Origin of the sequence: Dyadobacter sp. CY351 (assembly GCF_021502625.1) — a bacterium.
Classification (GTDB): Bacteria; Bacteroidota; Bacteroidia; order Cytophagales; family Spirosomataceae; genus Dyadobacter; species Dyadobacter chenhuakuii.
In genome coordinates this window covers 390,267-411,486 of the sequence record NZ_JAKFFU010000003.1, presented here as the reverse complement: position 1 = coordinate 411,486, position 21,220 = coordinate 390,267, and the positions used below count along the sequence as shown (strand labels likewise).

The following is a 21,220-nucleotide window of genomic DNA, read 5'->3' as shown; positions in this document are numbered from 1 at the left end:
TGATATTTGATATAATTAAGTAATTCAGGTAAAAAACCATTCCCAGAATGTTACTGGTACAATTGTTTATTACATTGGAAAATAAGAGTCGGATTAATTACACCTAACGTTTTGTAAAGCATTGAAGACGCGTATCGCTATCCTCGGCGGAGGCCCAAGTGCATTGTTTGTTTTTAAAAGATTTGTAGAGGCAGGTCAGAAAGATCTTGAAATACACATTTTTGAAAGTAAAAAACTATTAGGCGCCGGGATGCCTTATAGTTATCAAGGCTCTAACCAAGAGCATGTTACCAATGTATCTGACAACGAAATTCCCGAAATTGTAACTTCCATCCAGGAATGGATCCAGACTGTCCCTGAGGACGAGCTCATCCGTTTTGGGGTTGACAGAGATCGATTTAATGAATATAAAGTGCTTCCCCGTCTGTTGTTCGGGCAGTATTTATCAGCTCAATTTGATCTGCTCCTGAAAAAGGCCGAACGCATTGGATTACAGACACATATCCATAAAGGTTGCCGGGTGATTGACATTATCGACGTACCCGGGGAGAAGAAAGTGGATGTCGATATTGAGCGATCGGGCTTGTCACGTTTCAACCGTGTCATTATTTGCACCGGGCATAACTGGCCGGCTAAGCACGAAGGAACAACGCCCGGTTATTATGATTCCCCATATCCGCCTGCAAAGCTCAAACTGGTTCTAAATCATCCCATAGCGATCCGTGGATCATCATTGACTGCTATTGATGCAATGCGCACATTAGCCCGGAATAATGGGTCATTTCATACGAATGAGGACGGAAAAGTTGTGTTCCAACCATCAGAAGAAAGTCCTGATTTCAGGCTGGTTATGCATTCCAGAAATGGACTTTTGCCTGCCATACGCTTCCATTTGGAAGATCCGCTGCTTTCCGAAGAAGCATTGCTGACCAAGGAAGAAATCGAGCAAAACCGGGAAGCAAACGATGGTTTTCTGGAACTGGACTATATTTTTGAAAAAGCCTTTAAAGACCTGTTCCGCGACAAGGACCCGAAGTTTTACGAAAGGATCCGGGAGATGAACATAGAGCAGTTTGTAGAGTCGATGATGGCTGTGCGGGAAAAAACGGAACCATTCAAGCTTTTCAGGAAAGAATATGCAGAGGCGGAAAAGTCCATCCGGAATGAGGAGTCGATACATTGGAAGGAGATTCTGGCGGTTTTGAGTTATGCAATGAATTATCCTGCCAAATATTTGTCAGCGGAGGACCGTATGCGGCTGCAGAAAGTTCTCATGCCGCTCATATCGATCGTTATCGCATTTGTCCCGCAAAGTTCCGCCAAGGAAATGCTGGCGCTGGACGACGCAGGCAAGCTCGAAATCGTGTCGGTAGGGGATGATAGCAAGGTTGTTCCGGAAAGTAAAGGTGGTATAACTTACCATTATAAGGACGAGTCGGGTGAAGAGAAGTCCATTTATTACAACACCTTTGTGGATTGTATCGGTCAGCCGCATTTGCCTTTTGAAAGTTTTCCGTTCAAAAGCCTCATCGCCGATGGAACGGTGATGCCCGCACATTTAAAATTCAGGTCTTCGGCAGAAGGCGGTGCAGCCATTGCAGACGGCAACGAGAATGTGGAGCAAACGGCCAGAGAAGATTTTTACCTGAAAGTGCCGGGGATTGCCATTACAGATCATTTTCAGGTTTTGGAGCGTTCAGGTTCTACGAATCGCCGGATTTATGTGATGGCCGTTCCTTACATCGGAGGTTATAACCCGGATTATTCAGGCCTGGATTTCTGCGAGCAGGCATCCTTGACGATTGTGGAGAGCATTTTAAAAGAGTAGGGTGTTTTACAAAAGTTGATATGCCAGATATTTTGTGAATAAATAAGTATTTTGCCTGAGTGACGCGCTTGTTCTCTAACAATAATCTTAGATCTGAAATGTTCAAACCCACCTTATTTGCTTTGCTTTTGAGTTTCGCCTATGTAAGCGCGCATTCACAAGCTCTTAACACGCTGTCTGCCACGGAAAAAAAGGACGGCTGGAAACTGTTGTTTGATGGAAAAGATTTTAAAGGCTGGCATGCCTATGGCGGCAAGCAGGTGGGGACAGCCTGGATTATCGAACAAGGTGCCATTAAATTGAATGTGCCTGAACGAGCTGGAAATAAAGCAAAGAATGGCGGAGATATTGTTACGGATGAAGTTGTGACCGGTGATTTTGAATTTAAGGCAGAATGGAAAGTGAGCAAATATGCCAACAGCGGTATTTTCTTTTTCGTAACAGAAGCAGCCAAATACCCGAATATGCACACAACCGGCCTGGAATTACAGGTGATCGATGATAAAATTTATGAAGGTGCCAAAGAAAATACACATCGCGCCAGCGACTTTTTCGGCATTGCCAATGCCCGTCTACGCGAAGGAAATCCGGAAGGTGAATGGAATAAAATCCATTTTATAGTGAAGAAAGGAAAGCTTACGGTGTACCAAAACGAATTCATGGTCCAGGAACACGACCTCAACAGCGCCGATTGGAAGCAAAAAGTAGCAAACAGCGGACTCAAAGCGGCACCCATCTCCAAAGGATCTTATGACGGACGGATCGGGTTGCAGGACTGGGGAAGCACGGTTTGGTATCGCAACATTAAATTAAGAAAGCTCTGATCAGCAGCATTTTGGCAATGCCTGCATTGATCAGAGGCTTTATTCAGCAGCAGCAGGCAATGCTCACTTTAATCCAAGGGTTTTATTATAATATTGAACCGTCTGAATTACGGATTGCAGATTGCTCGGCTTTTCCTGGCGGTCACGTTCGATAATGATGTGGCCGTTGAATCGTTGTCTTTCCAGCTCCTTGAACACCGCCGGAAAGTCAATTACCCCGGTTCCTACGACTACATCCACAAGTTTTGGATCATTATAGGCGGCAATGTCTTTTAGATGGATCGCAATGATATGGCCTTCCAGCTTTTTCAATGCTTCCACCGGTTTAATGCCGCTTTTGGGCATGTGTCCGAGATCTGCACATACGCCAAAATTCGGATGTCCTTTTAGCGCTGCCAACACAGAATCTGGATGCCAGTAAGCACTTGTTCCTTTCCAATGATTATGAATGGCCAGTTTTACGCCATAAACGCCGGCAAGGCTGTCGATGCTATCCCACATTTTCACGGGCGGTTCGGCAGTCACATATTTCACATTAAATTGTTTCGCTATCTCAAATTCCTTTTTCCAATCATTTACCGTCGGGCCGCCTACGAGGTAAATACTTTCCATTTTGAGGTCGGTTTTGCCAAGAATCGTTTTCAGTTTTGCTATGCCGGAAGGCGATAATTTCATCATGGCTGAATCCTTCAATTCCGGACCGGCCTTCGCGAATGTGAACCCTTCCACATATTTTAAGCCGGCGCTATCCGCTTTTGCCAATTGGCCTTCAAAAGAATAGGGGTTAAATGTATAAAGTGCTACGCCTAATTTCCAATCCCGGGGAGCCAAACGACTCATAGCCAGAAAAGTGAAACAAGTAACAAGTAATAAGGAAGATTTTAGCAGAACAGATCGTGTCATAGGATTTGATTTTGAGAGAATAAGCACATTATCCGTTCTTTTTACTAGTCGGACTGTGTTTAAGTAAATAATGCCTTATCCAGCATAGGAGCTGTATTTTTGACAATTACATCCATTAATCAGGCATAAAATCAAAAAATGTTTTGCGGTTATAAAAGGAAAATGGTACTTTTGGAATCATAAAATTGTTATCAATAATAACAATTACTCAACTTCCATCATGAACCAGACGACGCCAAAAAGCGATCTTGCCAAGCGGCTGCAAGACGAGATCCTTTCTTTGCAGGGCTTTAAGACCGCATCGGAGGGGGCAAAAAGCTCGTTTGATTTTGGAGCATTGGAAAAGGCATTCCCGAACCAGGTTTTCCCGACTGGTGCGGTTCATGAATTTTTGAGTGGTGCCAGGGAAGACGCAGCGGCAACCACCGGTTTTATGATGGGGCTGCTGGGTAAATTGTTGCAAAAGGGCGGGGCTTGTTTATGGATCAGCATGAACCGCACCCTGTTTCCTCCGGCCATGAAGTTTTTCGGCATTGAGCCGGACAGGGTTATTTTTATAGATCTCCAGAAAGAACAGGACGTGTTATGGGCTGTGGAAGAATCATTAAAATGTGAAGCGCTCACTGCCGTGGTAGGAGAGCTCAATGAAATCACATTAACCCAATCCCGCCGATTGCAACTTGCTGTGGAGCAAAGCCGTGTGACCGGTTTTTTGCATCGTTGCAATCCGCGGAGCCTGAACACATTAGCTTGCGTTTCGCGCTGGAAAGTGACACCTATTCCCAGTCAGCTGGAAGATGATATGCCTGGTGTAGGCTTTCCCCGCTGGCACGTACAGCTTCTGAAAGTGCGCAACGGGGAACCCGGTGAGTGGAAAATGGAATGGTCGGACGGGCGGTTTAACTATCTGGAACAAGAAGTAAAAATGGCGACTCCTTTCCGCAAATCTAATTCGCCATCTGCCGCTTAAAGAATGCCCAGGTTTCTTCGAAAATGTCGAAATCGGTCAGAAATTCGTGTTTGCCGTTGATGACTTTTAATAATGTTACTTCGGGTTTTCCCTTCTTCTGGTAAGTATATTTTTCGACAGTAACATCGTTGGTTTTGTCGCCATCCGGCATCATTGATTTGACAGGCTCACCGCTGTAACCATCCAGTTTTGCCCAATATTGAAATGACTGATCTGTCGCGCGTACAGTGCCTAGCGTTACACCCGCAGTCTTCACTTCACCGCCATTATACGGGTTGGTTTCATCGGCCGTTCCGTTGGTAATCATGACTGGCAGCGGTTTGTTCATAGCCGCACAATCCATATTCTCATCCGTGGGAAGGTTGGCGACAATCGCCGAAATGGCCCGGATCTTATCAGGCATGGTCAGCGCCAGCTTGTACGACATATGCCCGCCACCCGAAAAACCGGTTGCAAAAACGTTTGCTTTGTTGATCTTGTATTTATCGGAAAAGAAGTCGATCATTCCGGAGAAAAATGCTTCTTCATTCAAATTTTCCTTATTGGCAATTGCTGTTGAGGCTTTTCTGCATTCATTCCAATATCGCTTATAACCAGCCGGATAAACCAGCACAAGATTTTCAGCCTCGGCCCTGGCTTGCAGCTTAGCAGCTCTCGGCGCAAATCCCATCGGTTCACCACCCGAGCCATGCATCAGAAAAACAAGGCTTGCACCCGGCTTGACCTTCACGGATTTATCATAAACAAAAACGCGGTGATGGCCTTCAATGAGCAAGGAATCAGAAACTAACTGCGCATTTGCAGCCATGGAAACAGAAAGCAGCGAAGGAAGAATGAACTTCAACATATTGGAAATAGGGGCTAAAATGTTATGGCGCAAGTTACCTTTTAGCCGATGTTTTCTCTACAAATCCTTGAAATAAACTCAGAAAGCCCTGTCTTATGCATTTTCAAGCGCAGCGATATCGAATTTACTCATCTGCATAAAAGCCTCGATCACCCTAGGCGCCTTTTCAGGATCTGACATTAATTTGGACAAAACACTTGGCACAACCTGCCACGACATCCCGAATTTATCATCCAGCCATCCGCACTGATTATATGATCCGCCTTCACCTAATTTCTCCCAGTAATAATCGATTTCTTCCTGCGTATCGCATTCAACCACGAAAGAAGTTGCCGGAGAGAACTGGTAATGCGGACCGCCGTTCAGCCCCATAAATTTGAACCCGTTCAGCTCAAATGTCACCACCATCGGGTTCTCAGAAGTGATCTTGGAACTTTTAAAAATAGAACAATAGTAATCCGCAGCTTCCTTCGCATTTCCATTATACCAAAGGCAAGGATAAAGTGGCTTGATCATGTTGTTGGGCGTTTTAATTTCAAATGGTCAGTATTTACCTTATTAAGATTAAAATTCCATTTGCTACTGATTGGGTGTTGGTAGATGTGCTCGGTATCATACGTGCAAAAGCTCTGTCGATGCTTAGGAGGAATTTCGAATTGGCTCTAAATATGATGCTTTTTTGATTAACTTAAAATAATGGCTAAATTTGATAAGCACGCAAACTATCTTGTTATGAAAGATTTAATGCTCGAAAAAGAAATTAAGGAAGGGACACAAAAGCCAGCGGATCGAGTGGAGACCAAGGATGATTCATGGGATCAAACCAGGCCACTAAGTAAAAAAGCTCAGGAAATGAAGATCTTCCTGGAAAGGAATCCTGTTCCCAAGGAGTTTTTGAAACAAAAATGACGGTCCGGAGTGCTCGGAACCGTCCATTTTTTTTGTTTCAAACTTAATCTCACCCTTGCACCTTCGCCAGGTACGCATCCAACTGGTCGAATGTTCCGTTGAATCCTTGGTGCATGTTGTCCATGATTGAAAAGTAGGTTTCTTCCTGGGCGGGTGTTGCGTTGATGGGATGGCCCTGGATGGTTAAGGTTGTTATGCCTTCATTTTCTTCCAATGTAATCTTGTTGAAAATTTCCAAAGGGAAATCCATCGGAAATGGTGAAGTGATGATGTTTCCCTCGGCATCGGCAAATGAGTTGATAAATTCCAGCAGATCGGCACGCTGAATGTTTTTATACTGAAATAACCCCCACATGACGTGGCCGTTCCCTTCCATTTTGTAATGCGTACTCCCACCTGTCCGGAAGTCAAAACGCTCCACGGATAGATTGCTGCCGGCGGGGCCCCACCATTCGCCAAATGCTTCGGGCGATGCAAATGCGTCGAATACAAGCGTTTTAGGTGCTTTAAATTCCCTGACAATTTTTAATCCGTCTTTTTTTTCTGTTTGCTGGTCCATATTACTGATTGTTTGATTGATTCGTATTTGATTCTTTACCCGACTCGTCATTTGCTTGAATACGGCTTAAATAGCTTCCCAGAGAATCGAGTTTTTCATTCCAGAATTGTTTGTACTGATCTACCCAATCCGATACTTCACTTAGCGAATCGAGTTTAGCCTCGCAAAATCGCTCACGCCCTTCCTGCCTGACAACTACCATTCCGCACTCCGTCAGAATCTTAATGTGCTGGGATACAGCTGGTCTGCTGATCTCAAAATTTTCCGCAATGGCATTGAGATTCATGGATTTATGTGCGATCAGGCTGATAATCTGCCGCCGGGTAGGATCTGCTATGGCTTGAAAAACGTCACGTCTTGCCTCAATGGACATATATGTAAGTGTTTGCTTACACAATATTATATGTAAGTATTTACTTACGCAAATTTTATGTGATAAAAGTTAAAATATAATGTAGATCAATGTAAATAATTGCCTTCCTGGTTGTCAATCAGAGATCCTCTGGCAGGGAAATTTATTATTACTTCAATGCAAAGCAGATGAGAGAAGTAGATGAGTGGTAAAAGAGTTTAAGAAGCTTTGAGAAGATTGGTATAACCAACTAGATGAAGTATTAAATAACTTATAACCAAATGATTATGGAAGCTAACCTGTTTTTGAATTTCACAGTTGACAAGGAAAATAAAAAAATAAACGTTGAACGGGAATTTGCAGCTCCGGTAGCGAAAGTTTGGGCAGCCTGGACTCAAAAAGAACTTCTGGAACAATGGTGGGCGCCAAAACCCTGGAAAGCAAGGACGAAAGAAATGGATTTCCGTGAGGGCGGGCACTGGTTATATGCCATGGTCGGGCCGGAAGGAGAGGAGCATTGGGCGCGCATGGAATACAAATCTCTTACGACACATCAATCCTATTCAGCTGTGGATCATTTCTGTGATGAAAGTGGAAAGCCAAGCGATTTTCTTCCAGGCTCTCAATGGCTCATATCCTTCAATGAAAACAATGGCAATACGATCGTGGATGTTTTAATAACATTCAACGAACTTTCCGATCTGGAAAAACACCTTGAAATGGGTTTCAAAGAAGGCTTCCTGATGGCATTCGAAAACCTCGACGAAGTGTTGGAACAGCAGCAGTAATTTATTCTATATATCTCTTAAAAGCTCCTCAATCTCCGGCCTGGTTGAGGGGCTTTTTTGTTGGTGTCTGATAAAACAAAGTAAAGAAAATTCTTGCGACTAAACAAGAGATTTGATATCATTGTGACCAAATAATAGATATCAAAAATATCATTTATATATCAATTAATTAATAATCAATTGTTTATGTGAAAAAATTACCATTATGCAACAGCGCTTTGCCAACATATGGTTCCGACATTTAATCACAGACTGGGTTGTGACTGAACGTCCTGAGCTTGCTAACGAGCAGTTTGTTTTGGCGGCTCCCGAGCGTGGAAGAATGGTCGTAAAAGCGGCCAGTCCAAAAGCGATTGAAAGCGGGATCATGGTAGGAATGGTAGCTGCTGATGCCCGGGCCCTTTTTCCGGCTTTAGAGGTGATAGATGACGACCCTGGTAAGGCAGCCGGGTTGCTGAACGAGCTGGCAGAATGGTGCATACGCTATACGCCCATTGTTGCAGTAGACTTGCCCGACTGTCTGATGCTTGACATCACAGGATGTGCACACCTGTGGGGAGGTGAGCGGGCTTACTTGAAAGACATCGTCATCAAACTCAGGCACAAGGGTTATGAGGTAAGCGCCGCCATAGCGGATACAGTGGGCAGTGCTTGGGCAGTTGCGCATTATGGCCAGGATAAGCGCATTATTCCGCCAAATGGCCTTTCCGGTGCATTGTTGCCTTTGCCACCAGCGGCCTTACGGCTGGAAGCAACAGTTCTGGAACGCATGCAGAAGCTGGGGTTGTATCAGATCCGGGATTTTATTGATATGCCGCGTTCGGTGCTTCGCAGGCGCTTCGGGCAGCAGCTTTTAGATCGGATGGACCAGGCTTTCGGACATGCCATAGAAATTATTCAATCGGTTAAACCGGCGGTGCCTTACCAGGAAAGGTTACCATGCATGGAGCCGATTGTGACGGCCGTTGGCATTCAGATCGCTTTAAAACGGCTTTTAGAAATCATCTGCCGTCGCTTGGTGAAGGAAGGGAAAGGGTTGCGGTCGGCCGTTTTCACAGGTTATCGCGTGGATGGGAAAGTGGTGCAGATCGACATTGTGACCAACCGGGGATCATTTGATGTAATGCACCTTTTCAAGCTTTTTGAACTGAAAATATCCACCCTTAGGCCGGGAATGGGTATTGAGCTATTTGTGATGGAAGCCCCTGTTACAGAAGATGTTACTGAGGTCCAGAAAAAGCTTTGGAATACGCAGGCGGACTCGGGAAATGTAAATCTGATCGAGCTGCTGGACAGACTTGCAGGCAGGGCAGGCATGGAGACGATCCACCGGTATCTTCCGGATGAACATTACTGGCCGGAAAGATCTGTGAAAATCGCTGATTCCCTGTTAGAAACGCCCCAAACGGCATGGCGAATCGACAGGCCCAGGCCGATCATTTTATTGGCAAACCCGCAACTGATCGATGTGGCTGTGCCTGTGCCGGATTATCCGCCGGTGCTGTTCCGTTTTAAAGGAACGGTCCATTATATGAAACGCGCCGACGGCCCGGAGCGGATTGAAAGGGAATGGTGGCTGGAACAAGGCATGCATAGGGATTACTATTGTGTTGAAGATCAGGATGGTGCGCGATTCTGGATTTTCCGGCTCGGACATTATGATCATGATGATTCCAAATGGTTTATCCACGGTTTTTTTGCTTAAATAAATATGTGCTACACGGAATTACAGGTGACGACTAATTTCAGCTTCCTTCGTGGTGGATCGCACCCGGAGGAATTGGTGCAGCAGGCATTGCTATTTGGATACAAAAAAATCGCGATCACGGACCGGAACAGCCTGGCTGGAATTGTCCGGGGCCATGCGGCTGCAAAAGGAAAAGACATTCGTATCATTCCGGCTTGCCGCCTGGATTTGCTGGATGGGCCCAGTTTGCTGGCTTATCCTACCACGCAACAAGGTTATGCCCAGCTTTCTTCCCTATTAACCGAAGGCAACCTGAGGGCGGAAAAAGGTCAGTGTCATTTATACAAAGCAGATGTTTTTCGGCATGCAGGTGAAATCAAGTTTATAGTGGTTCCTCCTGCCGCTTTGAATAGTCATTTTGATTTTGAACCTGATTTCAAACAAGCATTAAAAGAATACAAAAGGGCTTTTGGCAAGGACGTTTACATTGCCGCGGCCCGCTCGTACCAGGGCGATGATACGAAAAAGCTGCACCGGATTTCGCAGCTGGCCCATCAGCTGGACATTCCTATGGTGGCCACCAATGATGTGTATTACCATAATCCGGTGCGAAGGGAATTGCAGGATATTCTTACCTGTATCCGTGAAAAATGCACGATTCACAACGCCGGATTTAAGCTTTATCAGAATGGGGAAAGGTTCCTGAAACCGATTGATGAAATGCAGCGGCTGTTCAGGCAATATCCGGATGCGATACAGCGCACGCAAGAGATAGCGGATGCCTGCCAGTTTTCGCTGAACGAACTCAAATATGTTTATCCTGAGGAAATTACGAGCTCCGGAGATTCGGTAATGATAGAGCTGGAAACGCTAACCTGGAAAGGAGCCAGGGAGCGTTTTGGCGATTGCATTCCTCAAAAAGTTGAAGATGCGATTGCATATGAAATGAAATTCGTGGAGGAAATGGATTATGCGCCGTATTTCCTTACCGTTTATGACATTGTCCGGTTTGCGCGTGAACAAAAGATACTTTGTCAGGGCAGGGGATCAGCCGCTAACTCCACGATCTGCTATTGTCTTGGCATTACGTCGGTGGATCCTTTGGAAATTGATCTGCTTTTCGAGCGGTTTATATCTTCCGCACGCAATGAGCCACCCGACATTGATGTGGATTTTGAGCATGAGCGCAGGGAAGAAGTGATCCAGTATATCTATAAAAAGTACGGTCGTGACAGGGCCGGCATTGTAGCTACGGTAACACAGATGCATCAGCGCGGGGCAATCCGTGATGTTGCTAAGGCAATGGGCATGTCGCTGGACGCTATTAATCGCCTGGCCAATTCAATCTGGGAGTTTACAGATGAATGGTTTGAAGGCAAACGTGTTGCTGAACAGGGATTTAACCCTAATGATCCGCATTTGCTCAAAATCCTGGACCTGACCAGGCAGTACGTTGGATTTCCCCGGCAGCTAGGGCAGCATACCGGCGGTTTTGTGATTACGCAAGGCAAACTTTCCGACCTGTGCCCGATCATGAATGCGCGCATGGTGGACAGAACCTGCATTGAATGGAATAAGGATGACATTGATACTCTGGGTTTTCTCAAAATCGACGTGCTTGCTTTGGGAATGCTCACCTGCATCCGGAAAGCTTTTGATCTGGCCAAAAAACATTACGACAAAGACTATACGCTGGCTAATATTCCCCAGAAGGACGAAGGTGTTTATGATATGATCTGCAAGGCGGATACGATCGGTGTGTTTCAGATTGAAAGTCGTGCACAGCAGTCCATGTTGCCTCGATTGAAACCAAGATGTTTTTATGACCTTGTTATTGAAGTTGCTATTGTACGTCCTGGCCCTATTCAAGGGGATATGGTGCATCCTTATTTACGCCGTAGAAATAAGGAAGAGGAAGTAATTTATCCTTCCAAAGAATTGGAAAACATTCTGGGTAAGACACTGGGCGTGCCGTTATTTCAGGAACAGGCTATGAAAATCGCAATTGTGGCAGCCGGTTTCACACCTTCGGAAGCGGACGAATTGCGGCGGAGCATGGCTACTTTCAAAGTGAAAGGAATGGTCACCCGGTTCGAGAAAAAGCTTGTGGCCGGTATGACGGCACGTGGTTACACCGAAGAATTTGCATTGCGTGTTTTCAGGCAGTTGGAAGGATTCGGGAGCTATGGTTTTCCCGAAAGCCATGCTGCAAGTTTTGCATTGCTGGTGTATGTTTCATGCTATCTGAAATGTTATTATCCCGATGTGTTCGCCGCTGCATTATTAAACAGTATGCCGATGGGTTTTTATCAACCGGCGCAGATAATCATTGATGCCAGAAAGCATGATGTGGAAGTAAGGCCTGTGGATATCAATTACTCCGATTGGGACAATTTACTGGAAGAGAAAACCAGGGTATACTGCCCGATCAGGCTGGGTTTCAGGCAGATTAAGGGAATGCGGGAGGAAGATATTGCGGCGCTGCTCACGGCAAGGCAGCGGCCATTTACAAACATTCATGCCCTGCGTGATGCTGGTGTTTCGCAAGCTGCCCTGGAAAAACTGGCCGATGCCGATGCATTCCGGTCCATAGGGCTCGACCGGCGGCAGGCGCTCTGGGAAGTGTCCGCAATGAACGACAGGCCTATCGGATTGTTTGAAGGCCAGCCATCGGAAAGTGCGTCGGAAGCAGCCGTGAATTTGCCTCTTATGAGCGCTTCTGAGCATGTGGTTCAGGATTATGCTTCAACTTCTTTGTCCTTAAAAGCGCACCCGGTCAGTTTTGTGCGGGAAAAATTGGAAATGCTTAATGTTTTTTCAACCAGGAAATTGGATCAGATCGGAAATGCAATGAAGGTGAAAGTCGCAGGACTGGTGCTGGTAAGGCAGCGGCCCGGAACTGCCGGCGGGGTTTGTTTTATTACCGTTGAAGACGAAACTGGCTTTGCAAATCTGGTCGTATTTCAAAGTCTTTTTGAAAAATACCGAAAGGAAATCCTGTATGCCAGACTTTTAATGGTTGAAGGGAAATTGCAGCGCGAAGGAGATGTGACGCATGTAATTGTATCAAAATGCTACGACCTTTCTGTTTTACTCAAAAAACTGACAGCCGTTGAGGATGAAAAACCAAACATCCTGACCCTTTCGCGGGCGGATGAAAAGGATGAGTATGCTACAATGGCCGTGAACAAAAGGACACAGGTCCGCAAGGATGTGCAAACAGAGATTTTTCCCAATGGTCGAAATTTCAGATAGCGCTTTTACAACACATTACCGGCCGAATCTCAGACCTGCTGAAACACCCACCCGGTAAGGCTGGTAATAAAACGGATCGCCTGATCCGGTGAATTTCACCGGACTGAATTCTGCATAGGGGCCAATGTGCAGGGAAGTTTGTCTGTTAATCGGGAATTGCTTGCCGATGCCCGCATTCACCCAGCCAATGCTTTGCTTCCTGATCATTCCATACGAATATTCCAGTCCTGCGGACGCATAATATTTGCCCACCGAAGCATTTCCCCATTGCACCTGCTTGTTGACGCCAATCCCTAAAAGACTAAATTGATTCTCCTGACTAACCCGCGTTCCCTGGCGTATCACGACAAATTTACCCTGGTCCACCGTGTGTACGACGTAGTCATTACCAGCTATTTCGTATGAATAGGATTGCTGAAAACGGCTATAATGCAGCATAAACTGGAAACCTTTCTTCTCTGCACCTACACTGACTTTATATCCCAGGGAACGAAGAGAAAATGTAGAAGGGAATTCAAAATTCTGGAAACTCTGGCCACCAGCCGGCACTGTCAGGATCTGGTAAGATTGCAGCACAGCCGCGTTCACAAGCCAGTTAAAATGGCCTCTTTGATAACGAACAACGGGTTTAACATCAGCCTTTTGAATATCAATATGCGGTAAGCTGGAATGATCAGCTGTAAAGTTATATGGTTGATTATCAAGTATATCAGCGTTAATGTCAATGGCTTCACCAGCAACTGGTTCCGCACCGGGCTGTGCTTTTTCAGAGTTGACAATAATGTCTGATTCAGCATCATTACTAGCGCTTTCATCCAAGCTTGGTATTTCGTGTGCCTGGGATTCTAAAGACTCATTCTTCAACTCACCTTTCGAACCAGCCAAACTGTTTTGATCAACATGATCTGAATTCTTAAACGTTGCCTTTGATAAATGAATAACCTGACTTGCCACAACCGACTTTTTGGAAATTCCCCGTTCCAAGAAATCGGACTCCTTAACCGATGATTCTGCGGCGGGCGATCCCGCGGCAGACGATCCTGCGGCGGGCGATCCCAGACTGGAATTTTTTACGTCAACTGCATGCACGGAAGTTAGCTTCTCAGCTCTGTTCTTTAAGAAATGTTGGTCTGTAATGATGCCGGTAACGGCTATGCCTACGAACAACAGGCTGAAAAACAAATACTTCCACTGCGGAATAGGTTTGATATTGGCGCGAATTTTCTCAAATGCAGACGGGTCAGGCGTGTTTTCAAAATTGTCGAATTTGCGTTTAAGGGCTGACCGCAGTGCCTCATTGAGTTTGTTCTCAGAAGTTTTCATGATGCACGATCCCTTTAAGTTCTAATTTTTTTAACAGCAAATTACGCCCCCTCATAAACTGTGACCGTGAAGTCGCGTCGGGAATGGAGAGTAATTCGCCAATTTCAGCATGTGTATAGCCGTCGATCAGGTGCAGGTTTATAATGGTCCTGTATTTGTCGGGCAGCTCGTTGATGATAGCCAGCAAATCTTCTACATTCAACTGGTCAACAATTTTTTCATAATCGTCGGATTCCAGCTGAATATCCATATTGTGAATAGAACCATTGAGGTCCTGTTGCTTCGTGGTACGATGATAATAATTAATCGCCGTCCTGACGACCGTTACTTTAACCCAGCTATCCACAGATTCCGGGTCTTTCAAATCCTGAATGTTATTGAAAATCTTGATAAATGCTTCCTGAAAAATATCTTCTGCTTCCATTTTTGTCCTCGCATAACGCTGGCAAACACCCGTTAACCGGCCTTTGTATCGCTCATAGAATGCAGTCTGCGCACCCGGATCCTGCTTTTGACAAGCTTTCACCAAGGAGGTCAGGTTACTGAATTTCTTTGAGAGAAAAAACTTCATAAAGTACGGAACATGAGCACGTTGTGAGTAAATCTGTTACGATATAGTCAATTTTATTGAAAATAAATAAAGTACATTTTGTTAACCAGTTTACCATCCTTGTCAAACTGCAGATCGCAAAAATCAAAAGTGGTATTATTGAGATATCGGATCCAGTAGCATTTCTCTCCCCGGTACTCCGCCATCCACTGCATGCCTGCGATCGGCTGGCTGGAAAATCCGGCTAGTTCTTTCGAAGAGTCCAGATATTGCTGCATTGCCTCTGGCAATTTATCATAATTTGGCGGCCCATTAAGGTCTTCCGGCTCATTGAATGCCCTGCTAAACCATTGTAAATCACCTTCGTCATTGAATATAAAAGTTGCGTAGGTTTTCACCCCCGCCTTGTCAAAACTCACCTGCACCTCGTAAGACTTTTTATAATTCACATCAACTTTCAGTTCCAAACCTTCATATTTGATCTGTGGATCAGCATTAATAAAGTTTTGTGCTTTTTGCGGCAGCGTGCTCATGTCACGGTATAAAATCCAGTAGAGCGTTTCCCCGAATGCCGCACCTGCAACCCGATTATCAACATACACCCAGTTAAAACTATAGTCACTTCCATGCAGGTTATATATCAGCCTGTTATATTCATTCGGAGCAACCGCTCCGATCATGTCCCGGTTCGCACTAAACGTTCCTCCCCGGAAAGCACTTTTTTCCACCAGCGCCAGCATTTTTGGAGGTGCACTTTCTCCACTAAAACGATAGGTCTCCCATATTTTCGTACTGTCGGCAAGCGACACATACTTATTGGCTCCCTCATCAAATTTAACCTCCCAAACCAGCTTTTCAACCAGCGGTTTAAACACCAGGTTTTCTGCATTCGGGTACCACTGTTTTACTTGTGCGATCACTTTCGAAGGCACTGGTTCCGGTTCAAGTGGCTCCAACTGATTCACTTGGTTACAGGAAACAACGGAAAGCAAACAAATGACGCACAATAAAAAAACTCTCATACCAACTAAAATCTTATGTATTCAAACCCATAGACACCATATCAAAATCAAAGCGTTGCGTTAAATTGAAATATATTTTTTTAAATAAAATCTCAATAAAAATGCAACGCATTAAAAGATGATTCGTGTCGTTAGTGTGAGCATTAATAATAGTTTTCCTTTCATCTTTATTACCACGTATACATTCATAGGTTAAGCTAAAATATAGCTTAATCAAGTCCTTTTTTTGTTGCCATTGTGATATGCACGGATGGTAACCATGAAATCTATTGGCCATATATAAAATTCCCTTCCGTTATGATCAATTATGTCACATCAAAACCAAAAGTTATTTCATTTGTATCCGGCTATAATTTTATTCTAAAACAGAAAAAATTTTATAAACCATTTAAAAATGTAGCATCTTCTCATAATATTAAAACAGTCGACAAGGCTCAGTTTATCAACCTTTTAATCGGTCTGTCATTTATTTACCTGACATTACCAGTCATTATTTTTATAAATGGCTATTTGAAATTGGAGCTCGCTATTCCTTTGAATGCGCTCATTTTTTTTTCTCTTTATAAATCTTTCCCGACAACAGTTCAATTCAATCAGGTGTCGAAATCTTTTAGTCACGCTTATTACTATGCATTGAATCATCGCACTGTTTTGATTTTCCTGGCAACATTAACTTTTGTATGGCTTCTGTTTTCAAGCATTGGCGGCATCGGTTACCGGAACTTCGACTCGGGAATCAGGAGTTCGTTGCTGTGGCATTTGACTGTGGATCCATGGCCGGTTTGGTTTTCGCCTGCGTACATGGGGGAGCGGTTCGGATATATTACGGACAAGCCGTACGTTTATTATTTTGCTTATTATATGCCTGCTGCACTTGTAGGGAAGGTTTTTGGATGGAAGGCCGCAAATCTTGCTTTGTTTGCCTTCTCCTATTCCGGCACTTTGCTTTCTCTGTTACTCGTCGCATTTTCACAAGTGCAGAAAAGCCTGCTCGGCATATTTTGCATCTTTATCAGCATTTGTTTCTTCGGTGGCTTCGACTATGTTGTGAACCTGCTTTTTCATATGACAGAAGACCGGGCTGAGACCTGGCTGACACCATTCTTTTACTTTTCAAATATGTGCAATTTATATTGGTCCCCGCAACATTGCATTCCTGCGTGGATTATAATTAGCATTTTATTAAATCGTAAATATATTTTTCCCACTCTCAACAAGATTATGCCCATTGCTGCGGTGTCACTTATTCTTTGGTCGCCATTGTGCATGCTGGGATTACTACCTTTTTTTATTCCTCATTTTATCAATCATTGGAAGCAGTATCTTTCTTTTTCATTGATTAACCTTTCTGCATTTATTTTATTATGTGTACTGATCTTGTTTATATTATCTAATGACTTTTCATTTCCAATACATTTCTCTATTCTGGTTTTTAGTGATTTTTGGAAAAGATATCTGCTATTTGTTCTGGTTGAGTTTATTTTTATCCTGCCAATAATACTTTACAAAATCAGTCATTTTAGCACTGACGAGACGAGACTTATTTTCACAGCTATATTTTCTTTAATTCTTATTCCGTTTATTATTCTTGGCACCTGGAATGATTGGGCTATTAAAGTTTGCATGCCTTCGATATTTATCCTCAGTATTTTTGTAGGTAAGCAATTTATTTTATTGATAAAATCTAAAGGCAGCATGCTTTATTACGCTGGCTTCTTGTTCTTCCTCACTTCTTTAACCGCAGCCGAAGAGCTTATTTTTAGCGCGACGCACTACGAGATTAGTTTCAGGTTTCCGCCGGAACTTCGTGATTTCGGACCGGGATACATTGTGAGTCAGCAGTTGGGGAAGGCGGATAGTTACTTCTTTAAGTATCTTACGAAAGCCCAGTAAGTCAGCGCATTATCTTATGCTGTTATGCACCCAGTGCATAGGTTCGTTCAGGCGGAATGGCTGGCTCGTTTTGCGCAAAAGAATGTGCAGCGAATCATTGCCGCTTTTCCCGTAAAGGAGCATGCGCGAGCTGTCCGGTTCTTTATAATGTAATGTAAAGTTGCGGGTTGAGTCTCTGTATTGCATTTCAAATGTCTTTTTCGCAGTGTCGGCTTTGTAAGTAAAATACTCCCGTCCATAGCGCATCAGCGGGCTGTCCGCAGGCTGACGTTTGATGCTGCCGCCATTCCATTTTTCAAAAATCACATTATCCCAGCGGGTTGTGTCCGCAAGAAGCGTTAGTGGCTTTTTGTTAACCTCAAATGCTTCCACGTCGAAAAATCCCTCGGTAACAGTCGGTTTGTCCAGAGGCATGTAGCCACCTTTCCCGTATGCCGACATATTTTCGTAAAAAGAAATCAGGCAAAACACAGCGATGAATAAGGTTTTCAGCGCTATTCTGGTTGTCCGTTGCCATTTTTTAGTGAGGTTAATCACCGGAATGGATAATCTAACGTGTTGATTTTGAATGAAAAATGCCCATATCTTTTGCATATGCGGCACCAGGAGGAAGATGGCCATGAGCAACAGCGCCGTGCTGAAAAGTTTCACCTGAATGTCAAAAAAGAAATTAAGCGCCACCACGTGGCCGATCACACCCACCAGGATCATCGCACCAAAAGCCGTGGTGCGCCGCGAGAGCATGAGCAATCCACCGAGCACTTCGCAAATGCCTGAAAATATCTCGTAGGAGGGAGAGGAGCCGATAAAAAGCCACGCAAAACGCATTGACGTGAATTCGCCAAGCGGCGTGGCAAGCTGACTAATGCTGGGTTCCGGCATCTGCATCGGGAAAATTTTGATAAACCCGTAAGTAAACATACTCATCGCCAGCTGGTAACGTACAATCACTTGCAGCCACGTGTAAAGTGCATTGTACTCCCGTCTTCGTGCATCCACAAGCGACCAGATCGCGGTCCCGATAGAGGAAATGAACAGCATGATCCCATTCCAGGTCCAGTCATCGACCGTGTCGCCGCTGCCGTTGGGCGTAATTTTGATATCGATGTGCAGGATATGTTTTTTCACCAGCTGAATCAGCCAATCCGCCGCGCCCCAGTGCAGGTCGTTGAAGAAACTAAGCAAGTCGCCGGTGAAAGGCAAGCTGGACGGCCAGGTCCACGGAGCAATGTAGAGCATAAAAAATAGGAAGAAAAAGCGAAATGCAACTTTTTCTTCCCATTTCCAGGAGCGTTCTGTGAGTGTAGCGGAGGCGTCCATATAATTGATCGGGCGTATTTTGACCAATTAATATAGAAAGAAATTCTATTATTTATCCATTATAGCGCACACCAGTAAAAAATCGATAGCCATAATTACAATGCGGTTAAGACCACTTTCACAACTTTTGTTAAAGGTAGGAAATATTTCGTACGAACAAATGTTTATGGATAATTTTTAGAACCTCTCTTTAAAGGAGCCGCCCAAAACGGAGCTTTATCAATATAATTTGACTACACAGTCTGTTATGATGCCTTTGCCCGCCATTGATTTGAAAGACAAAAAATAAGCGTGGCCGAAATCAGCCACGCTTGTCACAACACATTTATTAGTCACACAAAGTTTCTGGCTTTGTACGATCAAGGGTGAAGTGAACTTTCGAACATTTTGGCCAGTACAACCGGATCGCTGATCTCACTTTCCGGCGAGTTGGCGAATACCGCAACTTGCACGCTGCCGAAGTCGATCACCATTGTTTCGCAGTTTTTACCATTGCCTGTTTTCCAGTAATAAGCGCCCTTGGATCCGTTCAGCTTGCCGTCAAATCCGAGGAGCTTGTTTTTCATAGCAAATACGGATTCCATTTTTATCACCTTAAATGTCTTAACCGCATATTGCAGCTTTGCAAATTGGGAAGCGCTGATATACAGGCCCGTAGCACCACCATTAATTAGGTTATCCTCCTTCAACAAGCCGGGTTCTGAGCCGGATCTGGACGGATATCCTTTGGTTGCTTTTTCTGCGCTAAGTGGCCCTGTCGGAGACCAGGCTCGCCATTCTATTTTGTCTGCATGTTCCAGTCCCGCTGCGCCAAAAACATAGGTCCTTACAAAATTTCCATAAATCGTGGTCGCTACGTAATAGACACTCGAATTCGTTGGTTGAGAATTTAGTGTATTCAACAGTCCGCTATCGCCTTGTTTGGCTAACTCTTTGGCATGTACATACGGTAGGATCAATGCCAGCAACTCATAATTCGCGTCAGAGAACTGGTAGGCCTTTTCATTAAAAACGGTTGTGTTTATCGGACCTTCAACTGTTTTTTCCAGGTCATTCAGATTGGCATAATCGATCAATCCAGTGCGGTGTGCAAGTAGTCGTTCGAATGTCAGCGCTTTAAAGCTTGCGCTTGGCACCCAGCCCTTGGGCAAATAATTGTGAACAGTGTGTCCGAGCGTTAAGTTATATTTTTCCAAAACCCGCATGACGGCCACCGCTGTTACATATTGCGTAGCGGCAACAATTTCCTGCCTAGCGTTGGCGCCATGAAATTCGAAGTTTGACTCGATCTTCTTTCTGGCGTAGCCGTCCCCACCATTGTTCACGTAAAATTCTTTCCCGTCTTTAATGATGGAATAGCCAAATCCCGCAACCTTATTTTCCAGATACGTTTCAATGCGATTTGCAAATGCCACCTCGTCAAATTTGGTAGGCACACCTAGTTTAGCCGACTCGTCCGAACCGTCGAGCTCAACTTTTTCGTTTTCGGACAGGATTTCCTGATCCTTGCAACTTGTTGAGAATAAGACCGCGCCGAGCATTAAGCCACAGCTAACTGTTTTGAATAAGTGATTTTTCATTGGATTTGAGTAGTTACCTTTTTAAATGATTGATGTGAATATTTGATGGCAACAAAGGTATTGCAGCAGGGAAAGCCGAACTTTTAAGGGTTCGTTAAAAAGTATAAAAAAATATAAAATTGGTGACAGTCAATTTTCTTCATGACAGGATCCTGGGAACGGTTATTTTACACTCCCGCTTTGAAACTGTGTGTGGAACGGATTACACTAAAATGAATAACAGCATATTACTTATCGACGATGATCCGGATGATCATGATATATTTGAATTTGCATTGGAAATGGCTTACCCAAAAGCCACTTGCGAGCATTCCTTCAACTGTCAGGATGCGGTTAACAAAATAAAGGACAGGCTTTTTCCTTTGCCAGATAATATTTTTCTTGACTTCAACATGCCGAAGATGGAGCTTCCAAAATGCCTGTTTGCAATCAATGAGGCACTGGGCGTAAACCATGTGGATATTGTTATTCTAACCGGCCTGAAAGTGAGTGATCTTCCCAACTATCAATCTTTCGGTGTGATGAAGGTTATTTCAAAGCCTAGCACCATTGAATTGTTGGCAGGTGAAATTAAAGATGTGATGGGTTACAAAGCCAGCGCGTAATGTTG

Annotated in this window: 19 protein-coding genes; 9 read left to right on the top strand and 10 right to left on the bottom strand. The window is 44.3% G+C overall.

Translation table 11 applies throughout. The features are described 5' to 3' along the window. Window positions 1-121: 121 nt before the first annotated feature. Window positions 122-1,828 carry an FAD/NAD(P)-binding protein gene (locus tag L0660_RS07300; RefSeq protein ID WP_235158881.1) on the top strand — a complete coding sequence of 569 codons (1,707 nt, stop codon included), beginning with the start codon at window positions 122-124 and terminating at the stop codon, window positions 1,826-1,828. Window positions 1,829-1,926: 98 nt separating this feature from the next. Continuing rightward, window positions 1,927-2,652 carry a DUF1080 domain-containing protein gene (locus tag L0660_RS07295; protein WP_235158879.1) on the top strand — a complete coding sequence of 242 codons (726 nt, stop codon included), beginning with the start codon at window positions 1,927-1,929 and terminating at the stop codon, window positions 2,650-2,652. A gap of 63 nt (window positions 2,653-2,715) precedes the next feature. Here the strand turns inward: L0660_RS07295 and L0660_RS07290 are convergent, their stop codons facing one another. Then, window positions 2,716-3,555, bottom strand: coding sequence for a sugar phosphate isomerase/epimerase (locus tag L0660_RS07290; protein WP_235158878.1), 840 nt, complete (start codon window positions 3,553-3,555; stop codon window positions 2,716-2,718). A gap of 220 nt (window positions 3,556-3,775) precedes the next feature. Here L0660_RS07290 and L0660_RS07285 point away from each other — a divergent pair, with 220 nt between their 5' ends. Next, on the top strand, window positions 3,776-4,525 hold the full coding sequence (locus L0660_RS07285; protein ID WP_235158876.1) for an ImuA family protein: 750 nt from the start codon (window positions 3,776-3,778) through the stop codon (window positions 4,523-4,525). Here the strand turns inward: L0660_RS07285 and L0660_RS07280 are convergent. Next, the gene (locus L0660_RS07280) at window positions 4,503-5,372 is read right to left on the bottom strand and encodes a PHB depolymerase family esterase (RefSeq protein ID WP_235158874.1); all 870 of its coding nucleotides are present in this window, start codon (window positions 5,370-5,372) and stop codon (window positions 4,503-4,505) included. The genes L0660_RS07285 and L0660_RS07280 overlap by 23 nt on opposite strands. Window positions 5,373-5,465: 93 nt before the next feature. Beyond that, a complete protein-coding gene (locus L0660_RS07275; protein WP_235158872.1) occupies window positions 5,466-5,888 on the bottom strand; it encodes a VOC family protein in 423 nt (140 codons plus the stop codon). A gap of 216 nt (window positions 5,889-6,104) precedes the next feature. Here L0660_RS07275 and L0660_RS07270 point away from each other — a divergent pair, with 216 nt between their 5' ends. Continuing rightward, window positions 6,105-6,281 (top strand): hypothetical protein, encoded by a 177-nt coding sequence (locus L0660_RS07270; protein WP_235158871.1) that lies wholly within the window; start codon window positions 6,105-6,107, stop codon window positions 6,279-6,281. 49 nt (window positions 6,282-6,330) lie between these two features. On the opposite strand, the gene L0660_RS07265 is transcribed toward L0660_RS07270, so the two are convergent. Both L0660_RS07265 and L0660_RS07260 read right to left on the bottom strand, forming a co-directional pair. Continuing rightward, the gene (locus tag L0660_RS07265; protein ID WP_235158870.1) at window positions 6,331-6,840 is read right to left on the bottom strand and encodes an SRPBCC domain-containing protein; all 510 of its coding nucleotides are present in this window, start codon (window positions 6,838-6,840) and stop codon (window positions 6,331-6,333) included. A gap of 1 nt (window position 6,841) precedes the next feature. Next, window positions 6,842-7,213: a helix-turn-helix transcriptional regulator gene (locus L0660_RS07260; protein ID WP_233798532.1), complete on the bottom strand. Its 372-nt coding sequence runs from the start codon at window positions 7,211-7,213 to the stop codon at window positions 6,842-6,844. Window positions 7,214-7,479: 266 nt separating this feature from the next. On the opposite strand from L0660_RS07260, the gene L0660_RS07255 reads away from it, so the two are divergent. From L0660_RS07255 to L0660_RS07245, 3 genes are all read left to right on the top strand, one after another. Then, on the top strand, window positions 7,480-7,980 hold the full coding sequence (locus L0660_RS07255) for an SRPBCC domain-containing protein (RefSeq protein ID WP_235158868.1): 501 nt from the start codon (window positions 7,480-7,482) through the stop codon (window positions 7,978-7,980). 205 nt (window positions 7,981-8,185) lie between these two features. Then, window positions 8,186-9,685 (top strand): DNA polymerase Y family protein, encoded by a 1,500-nt coding sequence (locus L0660_RS07250; protein ID WP_235158867.1) that lies wholly within the window; start codon window positions 8,186-8,188, stop codon window positions 9,683-9,685. Window positions 9,686-9,691: 6 nt separating this feature from the next. Beyond that, a complete protein-coding gene (locus L0660_RS07245) occupies window positions 9,692-12,922 on the top strand; it encodes an error-prone DNA polymerase (protein ID WP_235158866.1) in 3,231 nt (1,076 codons plus the stop codon). 15 nt (window positions 12,923-12,937) lie between these two features. Here L0660_RS07245 and L0660_RS07240 read toward each other — a convergent pair whose 3' ends face one another. The 3 genes from L0660_RS07240 to L0660_RS07230 are packed head-to-tail and all read right to left on the bottom strand — an operon-like array spanning window position 12,938 to window position 15,751. Next, window positions 12,938-14,245: a hypothetical protein gene (locus tag L0660_RS07240; protein ID WP_235158865.1), complete on the bottom strand. Its 1,308-nt coding sequence runs from the start codon at window positions 14,243-14,245 to the stop codon at window positions 12,938-12,940. Then, window positions 14,232-14,816, bottom strand: a complete 585-nt coding sequence (locus L0660_RS07235; RefSeq protein ID WP_235158864.1) for an RNA polymerase sigma factor — start codon at window positions 14,814-14,816, stop codon at window positions 14,232-14,234. Before L0660_RS07235 ends, L0660_RS07240 begins: the two co-directional genes overlap by 14 nt. A gap of 53 nt (window positions 14,817-14,869) precedes the next feature. Further along, window positions 14,870-15,751: a hypothetical protein gene (locus L0660_RS07230; RefSeq protein ID WP_235158863.1), complete on the bottom strand. Its 882-nt coding sequence runs from the start codon at window positions 15,749-15,751 to the stop codon at window positions 14,870-14,872. Window positions 15,752-16,678: 927 nt separating this feature from the next. Between L0660_RS07230 and L0660_RS07225 the strand changes: the two genes are divergently transcribed. Then, the gene (locus L0660_RS07225) at window positions 16,679-17,710 is read left to right on the top strand and encodes a hypothetical protein (protein ID WP_235158861.1); all 1,032 of its coding nucleotides are present in this window, start codon (window positions 16,679-16,681) and stop codon (window positions 17,708-17,710) included. A 9-nt stretch (window positions 17,711-17,719) separates the two neighbouring features. Here the strand turns inward: L0660_RS07225 and L0660_RS07220 are convergent, their stop codons facing one another. Together L0660_RS07220 and L0660_RS07215 are read right to left on the bottom strand one after the other, a co-directional pair. Further along, complete coding sequence (locus L0660_RS07220; RefSeq protein ID WP_235158860.1) at window positions 17,720-19,030, bottom strand: hypothetical protein; 1,311 nt, start codon at window positions 19,028-19,030, stop codon at window positions 17,720-17,722. A gap of 359 nt (window positions 19,031-19,389) precedes the next feature. After that, entirely contained in the window at window positions 19,390-20,610 is a 1,221-nt protein-coding gene (locus L0660_RS07215) for a serine hydrolase (protein ID WP_235158858.1), read from the bottom strand. 212 nt (window positions 20,611-20,822) lie between these two features. Between L0660_RS07215 and L0660_RS07210 the strand changes: the two genes are divergently transcribed. After that, on the top strand, window positions 20,823-21,215 hold the full coding sequence (locus tag L0660_RS07210; RefSeq protein ID WP_235158857.1) for a response regulator: 393 nt from the start codon (window positions 20,823-20,825) through the stop codon (window positions 21,213-21,215). Window positions 21,216-21,220 lie beyond the last annotated feature (5 nt).

Coding starts and splice junctions, on each gene's coding strand:
- L0660_RS07295 (WP_235158879.1), top strand. CDS start 1,927: ATGTTCAAACCCACCTTATTTGCTTTGCTTTTGAGTTTCGCCTATGTA.
- L0660_RS07290 (WP_235158878.1), bottom strand. CDS start 3,555: ATGACACGATCTGTTCTGCTAAAATCTTCCTTATTACTTGTTACTTGT.
- L0660_RS07285 (WP_235158876.1), top strand. CDS start 3,776: ATGAACCAGACGACGCCAAAAAGCGATCTTGCCAAGCGGCTGCAAGAC.
- L0660_RS07280 (WP_235158874.1), bottom strand. CDS start 5,372: ATGTTGAAGTTCATTCTTCCTTCGCTGCTTTCTGTTTCCATGGCTGCA.
- L0660_RS07275 (WP_235158872.1), bottom strand. CDS start 5,888: ATGATCAAGCCACTTTATCCTTGCCTTTGGTATAATGGAAATGCGAAG.
- L0660_RS07270 (WP_235158871.1), top strand. CDS start 6,105: ATGAAAGATTTAATGCTCGAAAAAGAAATTAAGGAAGGGACACAAAAG.
- L0660_RS07265 (WP_235158870.1), bottom strand. CDS start 6,840: ATGGACCAGCAAACAGAAAAAAAAGACGGATTAAAAATTGTCAGGGAA.
- L0660_RS07260 (WP_233798532.1), bottom strand. CDS start 7,213: ATGTCCATTGAGGCAAGACGTGACGTTTTTCAAGCCATAGCAGATCCT.
- L0660_RS07255 (WP_235158868.1), top strand. CDS start 7,480: ATGGAAGCTAACCTGTTTTTGAATTTCACAGTTGACAAGGAAAATAAA.
- L0660_RS07250 (WP_235158867.1), top strand. CDS start 8,186: ATGCAACAGCGCTTTGCCAACATATGGTTCCGACATTTAATCACAGAC.
- L0660_RS07245 (WP_235158866.1), top strand. CDS start 9,692: ATGTGCTACACGGAATTACAGGTGACGACTAATTTCAGCTTCCTTCGT.
- L0660_RS07240 (WP_235158865.1), bottom strand. CDS start 14,245: ATGAAAACTTCTGAGAACAAACTCAATGAGGCACTGCGGTCAGCCCTT.
- L0660_RS07235 (WP_235158864.1), bottom strand. CDS start 14,816: ATGAAGTTTTTTCTCTCAAAGAAATTCAGTAACCTGACCTCCTTGGTG.
- L0660_RS07225 (WP_235158861.1), top strand. CDS start 16,679: ATGCCTGCTGCACTTGTAGGGAAGGTTTTTGGATGGAAGGCCGCAAAT.
- L0660_RS07220 (WP_235158860.1), bottom strand. CDS start 19,030: ATGGACGCCTCCGCTACACTCACAGAACGCTCCTGGAAATGGGAAGAA.
- L0660_RS07215 (WP_235158858.1), bottom strand. CDS start 20,610: ATGAAAAATCACTTATTCAAAACAGTTAGCTGTGGCTTAATGCTCGGC.
- L0660_RS07210 (WP_235158857.1), top strand. CDS start 20,823: ATGAATAACAGCATATTACTTATCGACGATGATCCGGATGATCATGAT.